23 protein-coding genes and 3 pseudogenes are annotated in these 20,391 nt (G+C 56.1%); 8 read left to right on the forward strand and 18 right to left on the reverse strand.

Annotated features, from left to right (window positions below; genetic code table 11):
* A partial coding sequence (locus FJD38_RS23375; protein ID WP_482822460.1) for a phospholipase D-like domain-containing protein occupies positions 1–799 on the reverse strand: 799 nt, incomplete at its 3' end.
* A 692-nt stretch (positions 800–1,491) separates the two neighbouring features.
* Here FJD38_RS23375 and crcB (FJD38_RS23380) point away from each other — a divergent pair.
* Positions 1,492–1,872 carry a fluoride efflux transporter CrcB gene (gene crcB, locus FJD38_RS23380; protein ID WP_122784431.1) on the forward strand — a complete coding sequence of 127 codons (381 nt, stop codon included), beginning with the start codon at positions 1,492–1,494 and terminating at the stop codon, positions 1,870–1,872.
* A gap of 16 nt (positions 1,873–1,888) precedes the next feature.
* On the forward strand, positions 1,889–2,293 hold the full coding sequence (crcB, locus tag FJD38_RS23385; protein WP_122784430.1) for a fluoride efflux transporter CrcB: 405 nt from the start codon (positions 1,889–1,891) through the stop codon (positions 2,291–2,293).
* A 60-nt stretch (positions 2,294–2,353) separates the two neighbouring features.
* Here the strand turns inward: crcB (FJD38_RS23385) and FJD38_RS24930 are convergent, their stop codons facing one another.
* The 14 genes and pseudogenes from FJD38_RS24930 to FJD38_RS23450 all read right to left on the reverse strand — a co-directional run.
* A complete protein-coding gene (locus tag FJD38_RS24930; RefSeq protein ID WP_341874148.1) occupies positions 2,354–3,133 on the reverse strand; it encodes an ion channel in 780 nt (259 codons plus the stop codon).
* Between the two features lie 21 nt (positions 3,134–3,154).
* Entirely contained in the window at positions 3,155–3,529 is a 375-nt protein-coding gene (locus FJD38_RS24935; protein WP_244302801.1) for a potassium channel family protein, read from the reverse strand.
* A gap of 75 nt (positions 3,530–3,604) precedes the next feature.
* A complete protein-coding gene (locus FJD38_RS23395; protein ID WP_122784428.1) occupies positions 3,605–4,666 on the reverse strand; it encodes a HoxN/HupN/NixA family nickel/cobalt transporter in 1,062 nt (353 codons plus the stop codon).
* Between the two features lie 28 nt (positions 4,667–4,694).
* The gene (gene yut / locus FJD38_RS23400; RefSeq protein WP_146387871.1) at positions 4,695–5,687 is read right to left on the reverse strand and encodes an urea transporter; all 993 of its coding nucleotides are present in this window, start codon (positions 5,685–5,687) and stop codon (positions 4,695–4,697) included.
* A gap of 158 nt (positions 5,688–5,845) precedes the next feature.
* The gene (locus FJD38_RS23405; protein WP_146387873.1) at positions 5,846–6,811 is read right to left on the reverse strand and encodes an urease accessory protein UreD; all 966 of its coding nucleotides are present in this window, start codon (positions 6,809–6,811) and stop codon (positions 5,846–5,848) included.
* Entirely contained in the window at positions 6,808–7,455 is a 648-nt protein-coding gene (gene ureG / locus FJD38_RS23410; protein ID WP_146387876.1) for an urease accessory protein UreG, read from the reverse strand. The genes FJD38_RS23405 and ureG overlap by 4 nt, the downstream gene beginning before the upstream one ends.
* A 67-nt stretch (positions 7,456–7,522) precedes the next feature.
* A complete protein-coding gene (locus FJD38_RS23415) occupies positions 7,523–8,209 on the reverse strand; it encodes an urease accessory protein UreF (protein ID WP_122784424.1) in 687 nt (228 codons plus the stop codon).
* A 20-nt stretch (positions 8,210–8,229) separates the two neighbouring features.
* Positions 8,230–8,940: an urease accessory protein UreE gene (locus FJD38_RS23420; RefSeq protein ID WP_146387878.1), complete on the reverse strand. Its 711-nt coding sequence runs from the start codon at positions 8,938–8,940 to the stop codon at positions 8,230–8,232.
* Between the two features lie 84 nt (positions 8,941–9,024).
* Positions 9,025–10,743: an urease subunit alpha gene (locus FJD38_RS23425; RefSeq protein ID WP_146387880.1), complete on the reverse strand. Its 1,719-nt coding sequence runs from the start codon at positions 10,741–10,743 to the stop codon at positions 9,025–9,027.
* 179 nt (positions 10,744–10,922) lie between these two features.
* Positions 10,923–11,342, reverse strand: a pseudogene (locus tag FJD38_RS23430) (urease subunit beta); the annotation flags it as partial.
* A gap of 51 nt (positions 11,343–11,393) precedes the next feature.
* Positions 11,394–11,513: pseudogene (locus FJD38_RS23435) on the reverse strand (urease subunit gamma); the annotation flags it as partial.
* Between the two features lie 29 nt (positions 11,514–11,542).
* Positions 11,543–12,699 (reverse strand): IS3-like element ISPa20 family transposase gene (locus FJD38_RS23440; RefSeq protein WP_088500313.1). Its coding sequence is split into 2 segments (ribosomal slippage): positions 11,543–12,441 and positions 12,441–12,699, totalling 1,158 coding nucleotides; the frame shifts between segments, so codons are not numbered across the junction.
* Positions 12,700–12,934: 235 nt separating this feature from the next.
* Complete coding sequence (locus FJD38_RS23445; protein WP_095008861.1) at positions 12,935–13,177, reverse strand: hypothetical protein; 243 nt, start codon at positions 13,175–13,177, stop codon at positions 12,935–12,937.
* Between the two features lie 340 nt (positions 13,178–13,517).
* Positions 13,518–13,613 (reverse strand): annotated as a pseudogene (locus FJD38_RS23450) (helix-turn-helix domain-containing protein); the annotation flags it as partial.
* A gap of 361 nt (positions 13,614–13,974) precedes the next feature.
* Between FJD38_RS23450 and FJD38_RS23455 the strand changes: the two are divergent.
* The 6 genes from FJD38_RS23455 (at position 13,975) to FJD38_RS23475 (ending at position 16,675) form a co-directional block, all read left to right on the forward strand.
* The gene (locus FJD38_RS23455) at positions 13,975–14,538 is read left to right on the forward strand and encodes a recombinase family protein (protein WP_024265240.1); all 564 of its coding nucleotides are present in this window, start codon (positions 13,975–13,977) and stop codon (positions 14,536–14,538) included.
* Between the two features lie 19 nt (positions 14,539–14,557).
* A complete protein-coding gene (locus FJD38_RS24490; RefSeq protein WP_024265239.1) occupies positions 14,558–14,716 on the forward strand; it encodes a hypothetical protein in 159 nt (52 codons plus the stop codon).
* Positions 14,717–15,288: 572 nt separating this feature from the next.
* Entirely contained in the window at positions 15,289–15,579 is a 291-nt protein-coding gene (locus FJD38_RS23460; protein WP_024265238.1) for a helix-turn-helix domain-containing transcriptional regulator, read from the forward strand.
* Between the two features lie 77 nt (positions 15,580–15,656).
* Positions 15,657–15,920, forward strand: coding sequence for a type II toxin-antitoxin system RelB/DinJ family antitoxin (locus tag FJD38_RS23465; protein WP_024265237.1), 264 nt, complete (start codon positions 15,657–15,659; stop codon positions 15,918–15,920).
* A complete protein-coding gene (locus FJD38_RS23470; protein WP_024265236.1) occupies positions 15,907–16,194 on the forward strand; it encodes a type II toxin-antitoxin system YafQ family toxin in 288 nt (95 codons plus the stop codon). Before FJD38_RS23465 ends, FJD38_RS23470 begins: the two co-directional genes overlap by 14 nt.
* A 46-nt stretch (positions 16,195–16,240) precedes the next feature.
* Entirely contained in the window at positions 16,241–16,675 is a 435-nt protein-coding gene (locus tag FJD38_RS23475) for a hypothetical protein (RefSeq protein ID WP_024265235.1), read from the forward strand.
* Positions 16,676–16,725: 50 nt separating this feature from the next.
* Here FJD38_RS23475 and repM read toward each other — a convergent pair whose 3' ends face one another.
* The 3 genes from repM to FJD38_RS23490 all read right to left on the reverse strand — a co-directional run bounded on the left by repM (position 16,726) and on the right by FJD38_RS23490 (position 20,249).
* A complete protein-coding gene (gene repM, locus FJD38_RS23480; RefSeq protein ID WP_024265234.1) occupies positions 16,726–17,550 on the reverse strand; it encodes a replication initiation protein RepM in 825 nt (274 codons plus the stop codon).
* An 887-nt stretch (positions 17,551–18,437) separates the two neighbouring features.
* Positions 18,438–19,588 (reverse strand): IS3 family transposase gene (locus tag FJD38_RS23485; RefSeq protein WP_094995315.1). Its coding sequence is split into 2 segments (ribosomal slippage): positions 18,438–19,351 and positions 19,351–19,588, totalling 1,152 coding nucleotides; the frame shifts between segments, so codons are not numbered across the junction.
* 55 nt (positions 19,589–19,643) lie between these two features.
* Positions 19,644–20,249: a hypothetical protein gene (locus FJD38_RS23490; protein ID WP_244302802.1), complete on the reverse strand. Its 606-nt coding sequence runs from the start codon at positions 20,247–20,249 to the stop codon at positions 19,644–19,646.
* Positions 20,250–20,391: the final 142 nt, after the last annotated feature.

The following is a 20,391-nucleotide window of genomic DNA, read 5'->3' on the forward strand; positions in this document are numbered from 1 at the left end:
GCTCGTCATTCATGACGGTTTCGGTGGTGCTGTCGAAGTCGCGGGTGCGGAACTCGACGTTGTTCATGCGCGAGCTATTGACGTTCTTGAACCAGTCTCGTGTGTAGATCTGCCCCCAGGGGTCGTGCTGGGTGCCGCCGGAACCGGAGATTTTGTTGTAACCCTGTGCGCTTTCCTGTTCTTCAGCCAGGCGGTTTATTTCGGCGTTTTCGTCTTGCCATTCCTTGAGGCGCAGGGCGGCTTTTGCCACGAAAACCGGGTCGTAGCTGGGGGATTTGTTTTTGCGCAGGTACTCAGCCAGCAGCAGGTCTTGACCGAGCAAGCCGATTTTTTGCAGATTTTGGGTGCGGCGTTTATCCAGGCGAAACACTTCGTTGTCGGCAGCGCTGCCGTTCATGATTCCCGAGCCCAAGGCAGTGCCGCCTGAGCCGCCGAGGCCGATGCCGGGCAGGGTTTTTTCAACGAAATCGGCCAGCACATTACGCCACACCAGGACTCGCACAGTGAGGCCTTGCTTGCCTTTGGCTGCCAGTAAGTCACCCACTCGCAAGCCGCCGGGGCGCTTGAGGCGCATGGCCGGGTCAAAGCCCCAGGTGATGATGTCGACACTGTGCCGGGCGTTTTCGATAGCGTCATGAACCGCGCCAAAGGCAGCTTGGCCGTTGACCAGCGGCTCGGTGAGCACTCCGGCGCGGGGCGGGTAATAGGAGGTGTTGGCGAACCAGTCCATCGTCAGGTTGATGGGCTCGTTGGAGTTTGGATCGATCCGGAACGATTCGGGGGAGTAGGGATAGCTCATGTACCCGGCTCCTCGTTGGCGAAGGGCTGTGCAGGCGGTTGTTCGAGCGGGGATGTAGCTTTCGGGATGAATGGAAGCCGGGACAGTGAGCGAGGCATAGAGATTCCTTGCGCGAGGGAGGTCTGAATCGGGTCAGAACTCAGTAGGGCGCGAAGGTAACAACCACAGATGCACGCTGGATGTAGGACACCTCTGGTGATTCAAAGGCCAAGAGCGGGAGTTGCGTAGGATTAATCGAGTATTGGATGGGATTAATGAGTGATTGGCGATGGATTTATGACGTCAGCGCCACCGATCGCAGCCTTCGTTCCTCGACAGCGGCTACAAGAGCAAGAGCGTAAGGGCGCTTTTGATTTGGCTTTTGATCTTGATCTGCCGCCCCTTCGGGAGGCCGAGCTCGCCTAGGCTGGCTCGGCACCACCATGACAGCACCTGCGTTCAGCCATCCTGTGATGGGCCTGAGTGTCGTCCCCACTGTTTCAGTGGCGGCAGTGAGAGAGTTAAAAACTCAAAATTAAAAGCTGGTTTTCCCTCACTTGAATTCGGGAATTTCGTACGTGTTTGCCCCGAGTAAACGAGCGCTGCGCACTCGGACGTCGCCTGCGGCAACTGCTACGGGTAGTGAGCGCTCGCAGGTGCTGATTATCAACTAGAGTTCCCTCCACTCATCCACAGACACGAGAGGGATTTTCATGACTGCACTGGACGTTTTTTGGGTCGGATTGGGAGGCGGCCTCGGCTCGCTGTTGCGCTGGTGGATCGGCCTGCGCGTCGGGCAGTTTTATAAGGGGCCATTTCCGCTGGGGACGTTTTTGATCAACGTGAGCGGTGCCTTTGTCATCGGCTATTTGAGCATTCTGTTCACGGTCGATTGGCGGGACCGCTACGGCGACTTCATGAACGCCGCCGTGCTCACCGGCATCCTCGGCGGCTACACCACCTTTAGCAGCATGCAACTGGATGCCGCCAAACTGGCCAAGGCCAAAGACCGCGCATGGGCCGCCGGTTATTTGATTATCTCGGTGCTGGTCGGTCTGGCCGCCGCCGCATTCGGCGCCTGGCTGGCGCGCTGACTCTGGAGTTATCGTTATGTTGAATCTGATCATTCTGATCTTCGTAGGCGGCGCGTTTGGCGCCATGTGCCGAGAGTTTGTGATGCTGTCAGTGCCGCGTCTGGCCGATGGCTTTCCTATGGATATTTTTGTCGCCAATATCGTCGCGGCCTTTTTGCTGGGTGTCGCCACTTCGCTGTTCAAGAGCAATCGCATCAATCAGTACGTGCACGTGATGGTCGGTACCGGGATCATGGGCGGCTTGTCGACGTTCTCAAGCTTTGTGTTCGGCGCCGTTGAAATGATGAAAGATCCAGGCAGTGTGTTTGTTTCAATCTGCTATCTGGTCATCAGCCTGTTGATCGGGTTTGCCGCGGTCGAACTGGGCCTTCTGGCGGGGGCCAAGGTGTCGCCTTTACCCGACGCCGATGCTTCGCACTGAGGTAACAGGCACAAAAAAACCCTCGACAGTCGAGGGTTTTTTTATGTCGCCGCGAAGGCTTTAGGCGAGTGAGGTGCGCTTGCCAAAGAACATTTCGGTGATCAGGTCGTTGTTGATTTGATCGCCGTGCAAGGTCCGCACCAGCAGTTCGCTGCCCAGCAGCGGCAACGACAGCACCATGGTCGGGTTGACGCGTTTGACCTTGGGCATGTTGCGGGTTTCGTTGACCAGGGCAATCACTTGGGTATCGTCGCCAGCCACTTCTTTGGCCGCCAGAATGGTGAAGACGTTTTCAGCATCGCTATCACCCAGGGTCACGATGTATTTGGCATCCGCCGCACCGGCCAGTTTGAGGGTGGAGGCTGCGGATGGGTCGCCCTCGATAAGGTCGGCGTGCTCCGGCAGGTCATGCTGGCTGCCGGTGGCTGCTACGACGGTGACGTGCTCACCGCGATCAGTCAGGCCTTTGTAGACGTTTTGGGCCAGTGAACCAACGCCGACGAGGATGTAGTGATTTTTACGGGCCATGTGGGTAATCCTGCCTTTTACGATTCGTTGGATGTTGTTGCTGATCAGCGGGCCGGCGATGGACGCCACCGAGATCGCGAAGATGGTGATGCCCAGAATGATCACGGTAAGGGTGAAAAAGCGGGCATCGGTGGTGTGCGGCACGATATCGCCGAAGCCTACTGTCGACATCACTACAATGGCGAAGTAGAACGCTGAGGGCAGGTCCGTCACCTCAGGCGCGAACTGGTCGCCAAGGTACAGGGTGCCAAGCGTGCTGTAGACGATCAGGGAGGCGATGCTGACGATCGCAAAAAAGCTGCCTGTCGCCAGGCTGTAATGGTCGAATCTGCGTCAAAACCAGCCCAGTACGGCAATGGTGAAGATCGAGAAAAAAGTCACGCCATCGGGCTTTTTCAGAATGAAAATATCCACGCACACGGTGGCAATCAGCAGCAGCAGGGCGAAGAACCAAGCGATCCGCGATTTGATTAAAAGCCCAAGCGACATCAGCAGCAGCACGAAGCCCACCACGAAGCCCGGGATCTCAAGCAAGGCCAGAAAGCTGAGCGCTTCTTTCCAGGTACTGAAATTACCCCCCGCGGCATTGGAGTGGGCTACGCCACGCTGCAATACGGGCAGGAAGAGTAGGAAGCCATTGAGTGCCACCAGAAAGGCGACCCCGTAGGCAAACGAAAATCGTGCTTTTACGTCCTGTATTAAAGTCATAATTCCTACGACGCGTCTGTGAAGGGGTGAGGGGAGTGTAGGTCAGCTTTATTGGCCTGCCACTGGCAGGTCAGCTCACGCGGCATTGGCGGGCAACCGGTCGTAGCCGCGCAGATAATAATTGGCCGCTGACACCAGCCAGCACAGCACAAACAGGGCGATGATCCAGTAACCGATTTCACCGAAGTTTTCGGTGATGGCATTGATCGGTGTCCAGACGCCGCCGGTGAGTTGCAGTTTGTCTGCGATCAGTCCCAGCGCTTCGATACCGCCAATGAACAACGCGACGACTACCGAGGCGGCGGTGATGGTGATGTTGTAGTAGAGCTTGCGGATCGGTTTGGAGAACGCCCAGCCGTAAGCGCCGATCATGACAAAGTTGTCCAGTGAGTCGATCAACGCCATGCCCACGGCGAACAGCACCGGGAACACCATGATCGACCACAGGCTGATGCCGTGTGAGGCGCTGGTGGCGCTGATGCCCAGCAAACCGATTTCGGTGGCGGTGTCAAAACCCAGGCCGAACAGAAAGCCGACCGGGTACATGTGCCAGCTCTTGTTCACCAGGTTGAACAGTCGGCCAAAGATGCGCGCCATCAGGCCACCTTTGTTGGCCGTCAGCATGTCCAGTTCTTCCGGGGCCAGAGTCTGCCCTGCTTTGACCTGTTTGAACTTCTTGTAGACCGAGATCAGGATCACCAGGTTGAGCAAGCCAAACAGCAGCAGGAATACGGACGAAACCAGCGTGCCGATCAGGCCGCCGGTTTCGTGGAACCACTCCATGTCATCCTTGAACGCCATGGCCGTGGCAGCAATCGCAAAGGAAGCCAGCACCACGATGGTGGAATGCCCCAGCGAAAACCAGGTGCCCACGGCAATCGGCTTTTTACCCTGTTGCATGAGCTTGCGGGTCACGTTGTCGATGGCCGCGATATGGTCGGCATCCACGGCATGGCGCAAGCCAAAGCTGTAGGCCAGCAGGGCGGTGCCCATCAGTACCGGGTTGCTGCCGAACTCGATAAAGGCCCAGGCCCAGGCGAGCACGTTGGCGGCTACCAGGCCGATCAACAAGTAAATCGCCCGGCGTGTAGTGCTGGTGGGCTCGAAGGGGGCGGATAACTGAGCGATGGCTGTCATGACGTGATTCCTGAAAATGTCGCAAATGTTATTGGCGGTGGGCTGGCATCACGTCTTTGTTCGGCACCAGGAACAGCCAGGAGGTGAGCACAAAGGGCATGGTCAGGGTCGGAATGCCAGCAGGGGTCAACACGGTATTCATGGCGCCTTGCACAAAGACAGTGAAAATCACGCCGACGACCGTATAAATCAGCACGCGCCAACTCGGCGTGTTGAAAGTCGAGCCCAGGGCAATGGCGGTGAGCACGGCGCTGAAAGCGTACATGCCGTTGTTGACACTGGCTTGGTCGGCGCCCAATACCATCGCCGTGAGTACTGCCAGTAGGGTGCCGCATATGGCGAACACAGCGGCCCACAGCGATTCCACAGCCAAGCCGATCAGAAACAGCACGCTGGCGATCACGCTGCTGATCAGAAAGACCTCAGAGATGCCAAACAGGGTGCTGTGCAAAAACTGCGAGGCTGTATATGCCAGCTCGCTGTCCTGTACCAGCGGATGAGCCAGGGCCGGTGTTGGCAGTGCGCTGCCATCCAGACCGGTGAAGGCATAGCTGGCCAGCAGCATGGCCCAGGTCACCAGCACAAAGGGGGCGGTGAGGGCGGCGACTTTCCAGGTTTTGAGGATGTCGGCAATGCAGATCATGACGATAACCGAAACGATGCTGCCTAAAATGATGCACAGCCACAGCATCGGCGTGGGGGCCAGAAATGTCGGCAACGCAGCGCCGACCAGACAGCCGTTGTAGCCGTAAAGACCGGACTTCCAGGAGGCGCGGTCCTTGAGGTGCATACCGAACAAAGTGGCGACGATGGTGCCCAGTAAACAGCCGAAGGCCATCGCCGGGTTGCCTTCGCCAAAGCCGCCCACAAAGATCGCGGCAAAGAAAAACAGGCCCGTCAGCGGGTTGTTCTGGAACATGACCTGGGCACACCCGCGCAACGTCACATCGATAAACTCAATGACGGGGTTTTGATTAGCCAGTTGGGACCACTTTGATGTTGAGGCTGAAGCAGCGTCCATGGTGATTTCCTCTTGAGTTGACGTAACCCTGCGCCGTGTAGGGCATAGCTGCGGTATTGAATGCTTCTGCACCGTGACTTCTGCGTAGAGGGTTTACACGAGGGCTGCGCCCTCGCTCGCAGCCTCGTAAAACTCGTCAGCGACTACGTCGATGTTATCTAACGCCACAAAAACTGCGGCTGTAACGTGCGTCCAAGAATTTCTTCGCGAGCCACTTTCCAGAACTCGCGGATTTGCGCTTTGACTTCGCCACTGTCATTGCCCAGTACTTTGAAAATTAGCCCGCACTGGTTCGGCAAGCGAGTGACGCCGCTGGCCAGTCCGGCTTGCATGTCGAACAGCGCCGGAATGCGTTCGACAATGCGGTCGTGATGTTCTTGGGGGGTGAGCAGCACCACGTTGCCGAACACGTCAAAGGTTTGCATCACGCCAATGGCATCCAGGCTTTCATGCTTGGGTTCCAGTACGTATTTCTCGACAAACAGTTCCTTGCCTTCAAGGTTTTCGGCTCTGACCCGCGAGGAATACACGTCAAAGCCAAAGCGCTCGTCGACATGGTGATACTTGCGCCCCGACATCAGCACTTCGCAGTAAATCGCCGTCGCAGTGGGGTGGATCTTGATCTGCGTGTCGGTGATAAACCGTGAATCACGGTGCGGGATCAGTGGGTCAGGCATAAATTCCAGATAGCCGTTTTCCTCAACCCGAAAGTGCTGGATCTGCGACGCATAGTTGGCATTCATCGAATGCACTTTGGTCGCTGACTGGGTGGTGACATGCCCGCAGGCGCCCGGCCCCACGTTAACGTCGGTGGCCAGACGGTCGCCTTGCAGGATGCAGCCCGAGGTGGAAATCATGGTGACGCAGGGCAGCTCGGGCATTTCCTCGTCCCAATACAACGCCCTTTGTACCAGCGACGGCACGCGCCGCTCCATGTCGGTCAGTTCGCTGCGATGGCCGCGTTTTTCGAAGCCAAGGCGCAAGTAACCACTTTTACCGACCGCGCCACTTTCCATCTGTGGCGGTTCGTTCTGATAGTTGGCAAGCTCTGGCGCTTCATTCCCCAAGGCGTGAGCGCGAATCCGTGAAGGCGTGTTCACGATGTTCTGGCTCTGCGCATTCATGCAGTGACCTCGCTCTTGGCCGCCGGTTTTTGCGCGAACAGGAACATGTGCTCAATCATGTCCACCAGTTCCTCGATGCCCTGACCGGTTTTGCAGTTGGTGAGGATGTAAGGGCGGGTGCCGCGCACCACTTTGGTGTCGCTTTCCATCACGTCCAGGCTGGCACCGACGTAAGGGGCGAGGTCGATTTTGTTGATCACCAGAATGTCGGCCTGCACCAGCCCCGGACCATTTTTGCGCGGGATTTTCTCGCCTTCGGCGACATCGATCACGTAGACGTAAAAGTCGGCCAGCGCCGGGCTGAAGGTCAGCGTCAGGTTATCGCCGCCGCTTTCAATCATGATCAGATCGCTGTCAGGGAACTTCTCTTCCATTTCCTCGACCGCCGCAATATTCATGCTCGGGTCTTCACGCACGGCAGTGTGCGGGCAGGCACCCGTTTCTACACCGAGAATCTTGTCTTCGTCGAGAATGCCTTTGAGGGTACGTTTGACCTGTTTGGCGTCTTCGGTGGTAACGATGTCGTTAGTGATGATCAGTGGCTTGTAGCCACGCTTGATCAGAATCGGTGTGATCACTTCGATGATCGCGGTTTTGCCTGAACCGACCGGGCCGCCAATACCAATACGGGTAATCTTTTTCACAGGACGTTCCTTAACAAAAATAGAAGCTGATTAAGCGTCGACACGGGTCAACGCGGGTCATCGGGTGTCAGTTCATAAACAGTCGTACGTGGGCTTTGACGTGAACGGCGGCGAGTACATCGACGATCGGCACGTAGGAAGACATCTGTTCGATGTCACCGATTTCGGCAATGTCGCAGAATGATTCAATGTCGTGATTGAGCTCAAAGAGGATGTGTTGGGTGTCCAGGTGAGTGACCCGCATCAGGCGCATGGCGGCACTGAGAATGGTCATGGCTACACCGTACTGATGCATGACCGCGACTTCGCGGGCGCCAATGCCTTGAGTCGCCATCACCACTGCCTGCGTCACGGGGTAGGTGCCCGCCGCATTGCCTGCCTTGATTTGCTCCAGCCACCAGCGCACCAGCGGGGTCTCGACCACATGGATCGACATTTCCGCCAGTTTTTTGCCCATGCGCGTGGCCATCACGCGGCTTTCTTCGTTGAGCTTTCGATTATTCACGGCCCAGTCGGCCCGTAAAATTCCCTCGCGGTCACCGGCTACGGCAGCTCGGTGCGCGGCGACGACGGCCATGCCATCGCAACTGGCGGCCTGTTTCAGAGCGGTCAGTACAAAGCCTTTTAGAGTTGCCACGTCGTGCACGATGCCGGTTTGAACTGCGGATTCAACACCGTTGGAAAACGAGAACGCCCCCACCGGCAATACCGAGTCGCCGAACTGCATGATACGGATGAGATCTGCTGCCTTCATGGTCGCGCCTTATGCCGGAGTCAGTGCTTATGGTCGTGATGCGTGTGGCCGTGGTCGTGACCATGTTCGTGTTCGTGGTCGTGATCGTGACCATGGCTGTGACTAATGCCGTCACCGTGGCTGTGCAGGCCCTTGATTTTCAAGGCAGCAGCGTCAAGTTTGTCTTGCGGGCTGGCCACGTGGACGTGGGTGTCGGTCTCTTCGGCACCGCCAAACAGCAGGCGCGCTTCGGAGGTGGTGAGCAGAGGCAGGATTTGCGCGCCGCCGATAAAGGCGTAGGGCAAATGCTCGAAACCGTGTGTGCGCATCACCGAGTCCATCATTTTGGTTTCAACGGTCAGCGGGATGTACACCTCGTTGTTCTTGGTGACGGCTTTCCAATGTTGATTGCCCAGGGCGTGACCCAGTTCGAAGCAGGTCTTGATCAACACGTCCACAGGCTGTTGTTTGAGTTCTTTGAGGTCAATGACCATCACGTCCCGCAGGTTCAGTTGCACGACCACCGCGGTGCGGGTGGCGTCGTCCCAGAGCAGCACGTCGCCGTCGGACAGCACGACGTTGCGTTCCAGTGAAATGCCGAGGTCACGGCCACCTTGACTGGTACGCCGGCAACGGCTTTTTTGCGCTTCACGCTGGTCCAGCACCAGTACATCGACGGTTGCACCTTCAAGCTTGTGTTGCCAGGCCGGGTCTTTCTTGACGTTACCCAGAATGTGTTCAATCAAAATCACGTTGCAAACTCCTTCCTTGATTATGTGCCAGGACCGCCCTACGCAGCAGGTGCATTCCTGCTGTGTAGAGCTCCCGTTCAGGCGTTAGCCAAAGAAATAACGCTGGTTCATCGTAGCGACGTCGATAGGTTTGCACGTGGCGTGCACGCCATCGACTTTCACTTCGAAGGTCTCTGGGTTGACTTCGATTTTCGGCGTCTGGTCATTACGCACCAGGTCCTTTTTGGAGATGGAGCGGCAGTTGCGAATGGCCATGACCTGACGATCCAGCCCGGCTTTTTCCTTGACGTCGTCATCCATCGCGGCCTGAGACACAAAGGTCACGCAGGTGTCTTGCAAGGTTTTGCCAAACGCACCAAACATCGGACGGTAGAACACAGGTTGCGGGGTTGGCAGGGAGGCGTTTGGATCACCCATGGCGGCCCAGTTAATCATCCCGCCCTTGATCACCAGTTTCGGCTTGGCGCCGAAGAAACGTGGGTCCCACAGCACCAGGTCAGCCATCTTGCCGACTTCGACCGAGCCCAGCACGTGGCTGATGCCTTGGGCGATCGCCGGGTTGAGGGTGATTTTGGCCACGTAACGCAGCACTCGGAAGTTGTCGTTGTCACCACTGTCTTCCGGCAGTTTGCCGCGCGAGACTTTCATCGCGTGGGCGGTCTGGATCACCCGCAGCCAGTTCTCACCGACCCGGCCCATCGCCTGGGAGTCACTGGAAAACATGGAAATCACGCCCATGTCTTGCAGCACGTTTTCGGCGGCGATGGTTTCCGGGCGCACCCGGCTTTCGGCAAACGACACGTCAGCCGGTACGTTAGGGTTGAGGTTGTGACAGACCATGATCATGTCGAACAGCTCAGCCTGGCTGTTGACACCGTAGGGCAGGGTCGGGTTGGTGGAGCTGGGCAGGACGTTGGGCTGGCTCGCCACTTTGATGATGTCAGGGGCGTGACCGCCACCGGCGCCTTCAGTGTGGAAGGTGTGAATGGTGCGACCTTCGAACGCGTCGATGGTGTCTTCGACATAGCCACATTCGTTCAAGCTGTCGGTGTGAACCGACACTTGAACGTCAAACTCATCGGCAGTACGCAGCGAATGACGCAGTGCGTTGGAGGTTGCGCCCCAGTCCTCGTGAACCTTGAGACCGGCAACACCGGCAATGATTTGTTCGGCCAGCGGGTCGCGGCTGAACGAGTTGCCTTTGCCCAGAATCCCGACGTTGATCGGCAAACCTTCAATCGAACGCAGCATTTGGCGGATGTTGTATGGGCCTGCCGTCACGGTGGTGCCGTTGGAGCCGTCCGTAGGGCCGATACCGCCACCGAAGAAGGTGGTTACGCCGTTGGACAGTGCGTGGTAGGCCTGTTGCGGTGAGATCAAGTGAATATGGGTGTCGATCCCGGCAGCGGTGAGGATCAAGTGCTCACCAGAAATGGCGTCGGTGCTCACGCCGACCACCATCCCGGTGGTGACGCCGCTCATGGTGCCGGGGTTGCCGCTTTTTCCGATGCCGGCAATTTTGCCATCGCGAATGCCCACGTCCGCTTTGATGACACCCAGAATCGGGTCGATGATGGTCACGTTGGTGATCACCAGATCGAGCACGCCGTTATCGCGGGTCAGGTGGTTGTTGGCGCCCATGCCGTCGCGCAGGGACTTGCCGCCGCCATAGACAGATTCCTCGCCATAACCGCGCAAGTCTTTTTCGATTTGGACAAACAGGTTGGTGTCGCCCAGGCGAATTTTGTCGCCCACGGTCGGCCCAAATAATCCTGCGTATTCTTTGCGTGAAATAGTTGGCATTGGTGGCTCCTTTTCTAATGCCGCGCGAGCGTCAATGAATCAACGGCGCGTGTGCAAAGTCTGCGAATGGGTTACTTGCCTGGCGGTGTGTTGAATTTGAAACCACCGGCTATGGCACGTTGGATTGCTTGCAGTTTTTCCGGGCGCTCTTTGCCGCTGACGCTGCTTTGTGGGGCCCAGCCGTCCACCAGATTGTTGAAGCCGTAAAGCGTCTGCTTACCGCCGAAGGCCACCAGTGACACTTCAATCTCGTCACCCGGCTCAAAACGGATGGCGGTGGTGGCCGTGATGTTCAGGCGCTTGCCAAAGGCCGCTTCGCGATCGAAGGCCAGGGCGCGGTTGGCTTCGAAAAAGTGGAAGTGCGAGCCGACCTGAATCGGACGGTCACCGGTATTGCGCACTTTGACTTTGATCGAGGGGCGGTCTTCGTTGAAGGTGATCGGCGCGCTGGCGTAGATGGTGCCACCCAGGGGCACGTTGGCTTCGTCACCGGACTGGACACCGCCGGGGTTTTTGGCATGGGGGATATGGTGGGCGGGGTGAGTGTCCTGATGCGGGCTGGCGTTTTTTTCGGGTGCAGCGGTTTTTTTGGTGCTCATGACTGATTCCTCAAAACGGTGCTGTTTGCGTTAATCGGTTCCAATGCAGCGCTATTTGATCGGGTCATGGACCGTGACCAGGCGGCTGCCATCGGTGAAAATCGCTTCGACCTGAACGTTGGGCACCAGATCCCATACGCCGTCCATCACGTCGTTCTTGGTCAGCACCTTGATCTTGCCCAGCAACCGTGGACACAGTTTCAAGCACTCATCCGGGCCTCGTAGGCTTGCGGGCTGATGTGCCCCAGCGTGCTATGTCGCCGCTGGCGGTTATAGTCGGTTTCGATGTATTCAAACACGGTTTCACGCATCTGGGCGCGGCTCATGAAGCGCTCGCCATGGATGCATTCGACCTTCAGGCTGTGGAAGAAGCTCTCCGCACACGCATTATCGTAGCAGTTGCCTTTCGCGCTCATACTGCATCGCAGCTGATGAGCGCGGATTAGACCCTGATAAGCCGTTGAGCAGTACTGACTGCCGCGGTCGCTGTGTACGATCACTCCCTTTGGCTGCTTTCGCCGCCACAGCGCCATGTGCAGAGCATCGCAGGCCAGGTCAGCCGTCATGCGTTCGCTCATGGCCCAGCCGACCACCATGCGCGAGTACAGATCAATGATTACGGCGAGATACAGCCAGCCCTCGTCCGTGTGCAGGTAGGTGATGTCGCCCACCCATTTCTGATTGGGTGCTGATGCTGTGAAGTCTTGCTTGAGCAGGTTCTCTGCCACCGGGAGCGAGTGTCGGGAGTTGGTTGTGGCCTTGAACTTCTTGGCCGCCTTGGCGCGTAAGCCTTGTCGCTGCATCGAGGCTGCAACCGTCTTGCGATTACAGCGCAGCCCGGCTTCCCACAGGTCATGGCACAGCCGCGGGGCGCCACTGCGGCCCTTACGGGCGTTATACGCTTGCGCGACCCGCTGATCCAGCTCGGCCCGTTGCTGGTGGCGTGTGGATGGCTCGCGTGAGCACCAGGCGTAGAAACCACTGCGGGCGACACCCAGAACACGGCACATGGCTTTCACCGGAAACGCTGGGGCATGTGTCCTCATGAAGGCGTACTTCACTTGAGGCTCTTCGCAAAGTACGCCGCGGCCTTTTTTACGATGGCCAGTTCTTCGGCTTGCTCGGCCAGGAGCCGCTTGAGGCGGGCGTTTTCGTCGGCCAGTGACTGTTCGCGCTCACTGCTGCTCAGGGTCTGCTGCTGCTTACTGCGCCAGCCATAGAGCTGAGACGCATGAAGACCAAGCTGTTCGGCCGCTTTACTAACGCCAATTCGCTCGGCCAGCGCCAACGCTTCATTCTTGAAGGCTTGGGAGTGACGGGTACGGTTCTGTTTCATCGGGGTAGCGGTTCTTGCCATGGTTCACCTCGTTGCAGTTTATCGCTTAACGGGGTGTCCACTCGTGCTGGGCAAGATCAAAGCATCCGACAGCGGCAGATATGGCCCGAGCCAACAATCTGTAAGTAGTTCGAATAACGCCGCTTATGTTCAATCGTCACAAATAAAAAAGCCCGGTCTAAGCGGGCTTGGTTGTCTATCAGCGGCACCAGGGCAATTTAAAATCAGCAACCCTGAGCCTGAGCTTGGTGGACTCTTACCGCTGAAGCGCCTTGGCCGCCGCGATGCCACTAGGGGTCAGCACTCCCGAATACATTGGTCTGGACATGATATTGCCCGCGACCATTCGAGTAATACGAAAGCAACCAAACCCCTTGGCCCAAAGCTGCTCGAAAACATCAGCATTTGCTTCGATAAAAGCGCTATCTGGACGCTTTCCCTGCTCATGCATCGTCAGGAGCGTGGACAGCATGGAGTTGAATTCTGAATGGCCCGTCATAGCGAACGTCCTTGTGAAATTCGACCACCATTATTTCGGCTGATCTCATCCCGCATTCGCTTTGGCAGAAAAACTCCATACTGGGGTTGCTCTGCGGACAGGGTGGGCGTTTCGAGCACAGCCAAAACTCGACCTGGAGAAGGTTGAGTAATCGAATGGTCGTCAATGAGTGGGGCGGAAAAATCGAAACTAAATTGCTCTGTAATCGCCATCGTGTATTTCCTCGTTTATAAAGGCTTGATTATACCACAACCCATAATTATCTTAATTTGTCAATATTTTTTATCGTGCAAATTAATAAGGCTCACCATATTTTTTGAGACTGAGTAATCTTGTCTCATGCGCGAAAGACAGTGGTGTGGTCGCGACCGCCAAACACATAACCGACTCCCGGCAGGCTATGGTTGGTCAGCTCTTTGGACTGGGCCATGGCCACCATGGTGTTCATCAAGTGGTCAGTGTATGCAGCAAGTTCTTGTAGTCCTCGCGGGTATCCGTGTCGGACTCCTCAAGGTCATTTGGTTCAACCAAACGGATGCAAGAAATACAGCTATCAGACCGTGGAGCCTCCAAAATAACGGTGCACACCATTAAGTCCTGAAGCACTACAACCGACTGGCGTCGGGCATAACAACTTCGGGACGTAGGAAGAAGGCTGTTGCTGCCGCTTCCATTGCCGCACTAATCCTAAGTTATGCGACACACGCGCATCGTCAGGTTCTGAGGGCTTTCGTCTGTCGCATAAGTCAGTCGCAGGTGCTAGATTACCTGCAACGACTAATGCGACAGGTGTCCCCATGGAAAATGCAGGACAGCAGATTGGCTACGCTCGGGTTTCGACGCAAGGTCAGGAGCTGGAGCAGCAACGGATCGCTTTAGGGCAAAACGGTTGTCAGCGGATTTTTGAAGAGAAGGTCAGTGGGGCCAAGCAAGACCGCCCCGAACTTAGTCGGCTGCTCGATCACCTTCGCCCTGGTGATGTACTGACTGTGACGCGGTTGGATCGCTTGGCCAGGTCAACCACCGACCTGCTCCACATTGCAGAACGACTCAAAACCTTAGGTGCAGGTCTGCGTTCGCTTGCTGAGCCTTGGGCCGATACGACGTCTCCAGCTGGGCGTATGGTGTTAACGATCTTCGCCGGCATTGCTGACTTTGAGCGATCCCTCATTGGTGAGCGCACCAGTGCTGGCCGTGCTGCTGCCAAAGCTAAAGGCGTTCGATTCGGCCCAAAACCTGTTTTAACCCCAGAACAGATCGCCCATGCACGACAGCTGATCGACGGGGGGCAATCGGTTTCCGAAGTTGCACGGCTCCTAGGCGTTCATCGAGCCACGCTATACCGCGCACTGCCTCAATAGGTAGAACGGGAGAGACAGGATGAACAGCACGGATTCGGTACCGCGATTTATTGAGCCGGGCGACGACCAGGACGAGTGCCTGGCGCTGCCGCTCTACGTCACCCGCCAAGTCGATGACGAGACCCGGCGCGCTCAGGAGGCGCGCAAGCGGCTGTTGGCGGCTGCTGTACTGCAGTAGCAGAGGACCGACGCCTTAAACAACGGCTGAGCGTATGCAAAACAACCCCAAAAGAACGGTAGAAAAAGGCACGAGAACGGAAAAAGAACAGCAGGCGCAACGGATTAAGTCGGCTGAATAGGCGGGCAAGATAGGTGAAGTAGGCCTACCGGCCCACTTCACAGCTTGTCCATTCGCCTGCGGCTCAATGGAAAGTTTCGCGGGCGCGAAATGGTTACTTGGCCATTTGGGCACCAGTTGTATAACAAGTGCTATACAAAATTCTCCAGGTTTTGTGGGCTAAATCATTTGTTTTGTATCACAACTGTATAGCGTCAAAGAATTATTAGTTTTTAATAAATTTTTGAAAAATAAAGGTTTTTTCCATCGCCTGAGGTGCGTGATGTGTATTGAGATTTTGACCCTGTTAAGGGGGAAAATCTGGCTCTTCAAAGGGCGTAAAAATCATTCAGGTCGAAGACCGTGGCCAGTCGATGGCAGGTAAGGTGCAAAAGAGGTGCAGGGTGGGTGCAGGGTGGGTGCAGACCAGGTGCAAAACGGGTATAGAGCTGGTGTAAAGAGAGGCGGAAAGGGTGCAAAAAAAGCCATCGATCTACGATCCAGGGGCGGCGTTAACCAATCCAGAAACCAGGGCCGTGTTTATTGCGGATGCTTTAGCGACCGGCCATGCCGCTCATATTGTGGCCTCCATAGGTGTGGCTATCAGCGCATTTGGGGCGGCCAAAATGGCGAGTCTGACCGGGATCACCGTGGCAGATCTGGAGCAGCTCTTTGGTACCCATGGCGATCCGGACCTTTATCGCTTGATGAAAGTGCTACACGTGCTGGGGGTCAGTTTATCCGTGACTGCAAGAACGCAGTGACGCGTCACGTGACGGCACAAAACCATGCGCGACCCTTATATTGAGCTACACTGTGGCCCAATATAGGAGGACTACCCATGTCCACAAATGCTGTCGTTCGTGCTCGTATCGATGAGCACATCAAAGAAGAAGCCGCTGCAGTACTTGCGACAATGGGCTTAACGGTTAGCGATGCTTTCCGCATGATGATGACCCGTATAGCGCAGGAAAAGGCGCTGCCATTCGAGCCGTTGGTGCCCAACGCCAAAACCGTTGCCGCGATGAAAGAAGCGCGGCGCGGAAAGCTGCAAAAGTTCGCCACCATTGATGATCTGATGGCGGATTTGCATGCGGACGATTGAGAGAACCAGTCAGTTCAAGCGAGATTTTAAGCGAGAGGCCAAGGGGCCGCATCGAGCTGACTTGGAGCCGGGCGGCCTGTTCATCAAGATTGTCACTGCCCTGATGAATGACAAACCGCTGCCGGAAAAACATCGGGATCATGCTCTGACTGGTAACTGGAAAGACCATCGGGATTGCCATATCAAACCGGATTGGCTGCTGATCTACTGCAAGCCCGACGATGAGCGCTTGCAGCTTGTGCGACTCGGATCACACAGCGAGCTGAGCCTATGACCAGCCAGGCTAAAGAGTGTGACGCGTCATATGACGGTAGAGCACCATGCGTCACACCATAGATGAAGCCGCGTCACTGATCGGCAGAACGCGCCGGTCCATATACCGGGCAATGACCGAAGGCCGTATATCATATGGCTTAGAGTCCGATGGACGTCGCTATATCGACACCGCGGAGTTACTGCGTGTGTACGGTGCTTTCGAGCCAGCGTCACAGAGCGTCACAGTGGAAATGTCACACGGCGTCACAGTGACTGGCGACCTCGGGGAGATCATCGCCAGGGCGGTGGCAAAGGCCGTCGCTGAAGCGGTGGAGCCATTGCGGCAAGAGATCGAGAAGCTACGCCTTGATAATGCTGAGCAACGCCTTATTGAGCACAACCCTGAGCCTCAACCTGAAAAAGCGCCAACCCCGGGAAAGCCAAAATTACCCGGGCCTGCCAAGTCTTTTTCCGATCTACTGGCCGGACTGGCCGATTAGTCTCGACGGTGACGATCTAAACCCAGTCCGACCCACGTACATCAATCCAGTCATTCAGCCAGTGCCAAGGTGATCTGGTTGAGTCTGGCATGTGCTGCTTCCCAGCTCTCACCAGGACGAGCGCGTTTGGCAACCTCAGCGTCTGTCAGCTTGCCAAGCTTTTGCTTCACCGGCACGGATGTTGGTTCTGGTTTGATGGCAAAGATCAGATGGGTGACGGTGCGTCCGGTCTTGCGCTGTGTGTAGCTCACACGAATATCGCTGTATTCGTTGATTTGTGCCACGGCTGTATCTAGGACTCGCTTTTTAAAGTCCTTAATTGCCTTGTATTCGTTGGTAAGGCCGAGACTTTCGCGCAGATTAGCGAGTGCCAACTCGCGTTTTCCGATTGTGAGGTACTGCACCAGTAGCTCGTAGAGCCGTACAGCGTGAACGCTCGACATGCCACTGATTTTCTCCAAACGGTATGACGTGAACTCGGACTCGAGACGTGTGATGTAGGGGATCACCCGAGGGGCGAACGTCAACTGAATTCGGCCTGTTCCGTCGATGTAAGCCTTGTCGCTGATCCATCGGGTTGTGACAGTACGGTCCTTACCGGTGTCCGGATCGGTGTCATAGATCGTCACCGAGCGGTCGAACAGGTCGCCCATAGCTTCTTTAAGTTGTCCGTAAACCTTGGTTTCGTTGGTCCCGAATGCCTGAGCGAAATCGCTCGCTGCAATCGTGACTGGCTTATCTGGCGAAAGGCCCAGCTGTTCGTCGCGACTACGACTGATGGCAAACAGGATGATTTGTTGTTCGACCAGGTTGAGCCGGTAGCTAGCTTCGACAAGCCGGTTAGATTTGACAACAACTTCGCTTTTCTCAGCCATCAGTAGTCCTCGTGGGGAGATCCACCATAGCATAAAAAGGACTATTTAATACAAGTCCCTTAATACCGCAAATCTGTCCCTTTATGACCGCAAATCTGTCCCTTTATGACCGCAAATCTGTCCCTTTATGACCGCAAATCTGTCCCTTTATGGAGGCTGTATGCCACGTAATACGTGGCATACAGCCCGACTAAAAGCTTTTAAAAGCATTAAAAGCATTAAAAGCATTAGTCCGAGTTACCCACAGCCATTTTTCCCTCACATAACGAACAAGGAATGAATAAGCGCCGAGCTTGCGGATTTCATGACTATTCGGACACTTTAAGGCAGGCAGCGACGCAGGATTTATCACTATCACTGACCTCTTTTCTCGAAGCAAAGAGATCTTCGTGGCGCGTATATGACAACAAATCCCTCCCTTTATGAACACTACAGGCCACATAACATAAGGCGTCTAGACGACCTCAAAGGTTTAAAAAGGGAAAAGTAAAAAGCGCGGCTCTGCCGGGGCACCCCTACGGGGTTCCCCCACTTCGTGGCTCCCCCTCCGGTAATAATGCCCAGCCTGCCGGCTGGAGACTTTGTTTATGCGCTCCAAGGAGCGCTGTGACGCCTCTGCTAGCAAGGATCATCCAAACGCCTGCTGCGGGCTCACAGACGACAAAGGCGAGTAATCAGGGGATAACAGCGAGCCGGATTTCAGTGTCGTCCTGATAAAGTGATGTTGCTATTAATCTTGTCTGTGCAAGCATTCGCTCTGGATCTGATTCCAGGGAGTGGGGCCCCCCTCAGGGGGTCGAGCTGGGTGAGCGCGTAGCGCGAATGCTCTGGGATTCTGTCTTTTTGTACCTTTGCCTTTTTGTACTTCCTGAATCGCCCCAGCTTTCCTAGACACTCTCCAAGCTCTGGAAATAGCGCTTTTCAAACTCCACTGGCGATAGCTGCATAGCGCTGCTGTGCCGGCGCTTGGGGTTATAGAACATCTCGATGTAATCGAACACATCACTGCGGGCTTCTTCGCGGGTTCCGTAGGTTTTCCGTCGGATGCGTTCCCGCTTCAGCAACTGGAAAAAGCTTTCCGCGACCGCGTTGTCGTGACAGTTACCGCGTCGACTCATGCTGCTGATCAGGTTGTTGGCCTTGAGGAAACTCTGCCAGTCCGAGCTGCTGAACTGGCTGCCCTGGTCGGAATGGATCATCACTTCCTGCTTGGGCTTGCGCCGCCACACAGCCATCAGCAACGCATCAATGGCCAGGTCGCTGCACATCCGAGGCTTCATCGACCAGCCGATCACTTGGCGAGAAAACAGATCCAGAACCACTGCCAAGTACAACCAGCCCTCATACGTGCGGATGTAAGTGATGTCGGTGACCCAGACCTTGTTCGGTTCACTGACATTGAACTGCCGCTCTAGACGGTTGGGCGAGGCCACTGGCGGCTTGCCACCGTAGTACCCGGGGCGCCGGCGATAACCGGTCTGCGAGCGCAGCCCCTCTCTCCTCATCAGGCGAGCCACACGGTGCCGGCCACAGGGCTCGCCCAGCTCACGCAGGTCGTCGTGGATCTTGCGGTAGCCGTAGACCCCGCCGCTTTCCAACCAGGCATGCTTGATCAATCCGAGCAGGCGTTGATCTTCCTTGGCGCGTACCGATTCCGGCTCGACCAGCCAGGCGTAGTAACCGCTGGGATGCACCTTGAGGGTCTGGCAGAGACGCCGCACCGGGTACCCCACCGACAGTTTGCTGATGAAGGCGTACTTCAGCCTGACTCCTTGGCAAAGTACGCGGCGGCCTTTTTTAGAATGTCTCGCTCTTCGGTCACCCGCTTGAGTTCAGCACGCAGACGACGAAGCTCCGCCTGCTGATCATCTTCTTGCTTACGCTGGGCTTCTGGCTTGCTGTAGCGCTTGATCCACGCATACAGGCTGTGCGCAGACATGCCCAAACGGGCCGCTACATCGGCAACAGGCAGGCCGCGCTCAGTCACTTGCCGGACCGCTTCGATCTTGAATTCTTCGGGGAAACGCTGGTTGCTCATGGCACCTCCTAGTAGGCCTCATTATGAGGCTTGGAGGTCTCTAGGGAATCCGGGGCTATTCAATGTCGTCCAGCCGCTCGATCTTGCGTGAGTTCGCCATGATCGTTTCTGCAGCCGACCGAAGCGCTTCAGGGTCGTTGTCGCTGCTGATGTCCGAACGCATCGCAATCGTGACTTCAGCTACGGCATGCATCACCTGTTCTGCGTCATTGCCGTTCAACTGGCCATCCTCAAGTCCATCAACAAGCAGATCAAGAACGCGTCGGAACGCTTCGACAACTGGCGCGCTGCCGACAACGGCAAGCTTGTGGCTGATGACCCTGAGTTCATCAATGAGCGCAAAATCATGACGTTCACGCTCCACGATTTCAGCAACCTTTTCGATGACGCGCATATATGTGTCATGCTTTTGTTGAAAAAGAAGAACTTGCCCTTCTTTTCTTAACTCAAGCTCAGTCTGGCGATTGAGGAGCACAGCTGTCAGATAGATAGTGGCAGCTGCACCCAGGAACACTAGGATCATCTCTTGGGCAAAAGGAAAGTTTTCACCAACAAAGTATAAGCCGCGGTAGGCTGCGTAACCTACGCCCACTAAAACAATGGAAATTACCAGGTAGGCGACGTCCCTGCCGCGAAAGCTCGTCTTTACCGGTGGCTTCATGGGTTGGCCTTTCTTAATCATGGCTGTCGTTGCCTAGCGAACGGGTGTCAGGGGCAGGTTCGGTCTCCTTTTCGGGCCGCAAGAGAATAGGGGTTGGTCCAGAGCCAAATACATTGAACCCATCCCGCAGACAGCGCTCGAA

The organism is Pseudomonas saxonica (genome assembly GCF_007858365.1).
In the GTDB taxonomy this organism is placed as follows: domain Bacteria; phylum Pseudomonadota; class Gammaproteobacteria; order Pseudomonadales; family Pseudomonadaceae; genus Aquipseudomonas; species Aquipseudomonas saxonica.

Coding starts and splice junctions, on each gene's coding strand:
- crcB (WP_122784431.1), top strand. CDS start 1,492: ATGACTGCACTGGACGTTTTTTGGGTCGGATTGGGAGGCGGCCTCGGC.
- crcB (WP_122784430.1), top strand. CDS start 1,889: ATGTTGAATCTGATCATTCTGATCTTCGTAGGCGGCGCGTTTGGCGCC.
- FJD38_RS24935 (WP_244302801.1), bottom strand. CDS start 3,529: ATGACTTTAATACAGGACGTAAAAGCACGATTTTCGTTTGCCTACGGG.
- FJD38_RS23395 (WP_122784428.1), bottom strand. CDS start 4,666: ATGACAGCCATCGCTCAGTTATCCGCCCCCTTCGAGCCCACCAGCACT.
- yut (WP_146387871.1), bottom strand. CDS start 5,687: ATGGACGCTGCTTCAGCCTCAACATCAAAGTGGTCCCAACTGGCTAAT.
- FJD38_RS23405 (WP_146387873.1), bottom strand. CDS start 6,811: ATGAATGCGCAGAGCCAGAACATCGTGAACACGCCTTCACGGATTCGC.
- FJD38_RS23415 (WP_122784424.1), bottom strand. CDS start 8,209: ATGAAGGCAGCAGATCTCATCCGTATCATGCAGTTCGGCGACTCGGTA.
- FJD38_RS23425 (WP_146387880.1), bottom strand. CDS start 10,743: ATGCCAACTATTTCACGCAAAGAATACGCAGGATTATTTGGGCCGACC.
- FJD38_RS23445 (WP_095008861.1), bottom strand. CDS start 13,177: ATGACGGGCCATTCAGAATTCAACTCCATGCTGTCCACGCTCCTGACG.
- FJD38_RS23455 (WP_024265240.1), top strand. CDS start 13,975: ATGGAAAATGCAGGACAGCAGATTGGCTACGCTCGGGTTTCGACGCAA.
- FJD38_RS24490 (WP_024265239.1), top strand. CDS start 14,558: ATGAACAGCACGGATTCGGTACCGCGATTTATTGAGCCGGGCGACGAC.
- FJD38_RS23465 (WP_024265237.1), top strand. CDS start 15,657: ATGTCCACAAATGCTGTCGTTCGTGCTCGTATCGATGAGCACATCAAA.
- FJD38_RS23470 (WP_024265236.1), top strand. CDS start 15,907: ATGCGGACGATTGAGAGAACCAGTCAGTTCAAGCGAGATTTTAAGCGA.
- FJD38_RS23475 (WP_024265235.1), top strand. CDS start 16,241: ATGCGTCACACCATAGATGAAGCCGCGTCACTGATCGGCAGAACGCGC.
- repM (WP_024265234.1), bottom strand. CDS start 17,550: ATGGCTGAGAAAAGCGAAGTTGTTGTCAAATCTAACCGGCTTGTCGAA.
- FJD38_RS23490 (WP_244302802.1), bottom strand. CDS start 20,249: ATGAAGCCACCGGTAAAGACGAGCTTTCGCGGCAGGGACGTCGCCTAC.